Here is a 587-nt window from a genome sequence, read left to right on the forward strand (position 1 = left end):
CCTGGAGAATTGGCTTAGGCGCAACTTCTGATTCTGATGAAGATGATGCTTCAGCCATAGCCGCTATAGCATCTTCTTCACTGAACTCTGGCAGTTCAGTATCATCGAAGTTGAACTCTTCTTCCGCTTCGGCTGCTGGTGCTGCCGCTTCACGTTCAGATTCTGGTAGCTCAGGCTCATCAGCCATCGATGCCAATGCATCTTCTTCGTCGAACTCTGGCAGTTCCAGTTCGTCGAAGTTGAATTCTTCTTCCGCTTCGGCCGCAGGTGCTGCCGCTTCACGTTCAGATTCTGGTAGATCAAGTTCATCGGCCATAGATGCTAATGCATCTTCTTCATCAAACTCTGGCAGTTCCAATTCATCAAAGTTGAACTCGTCCTCATCAACGTCAGTGGACGTTGCCGCGACAGGTTCTTGTTCAAGTTTGTTTTCAGCTTCAGACTCAACGTCGTCTAGTAACCAGTCTTCTTCTTGAGGAACGCCAAATTCATTCTCAACAGTATTCGGCGTTGGCGTGAATGCAGGTTCTTCCTCTTTACTGGTAATTTCTGGTTCAGTCTGTTCCTCGCGAAGTTGATACTCACCA

General features: G+C 47.9%; 1 pseudogene. It reads right to left on the minus strand.

From position 1 onward, the window contains the following. Nucleotides 1-587 (minus strand): annotated as a pseudogene (locus R7O13_RS29005) (AAA family ATPase); the annotation flags it as partial.

This window comes from Vibrio sp. Y176, from assembly GCF_033438945.1.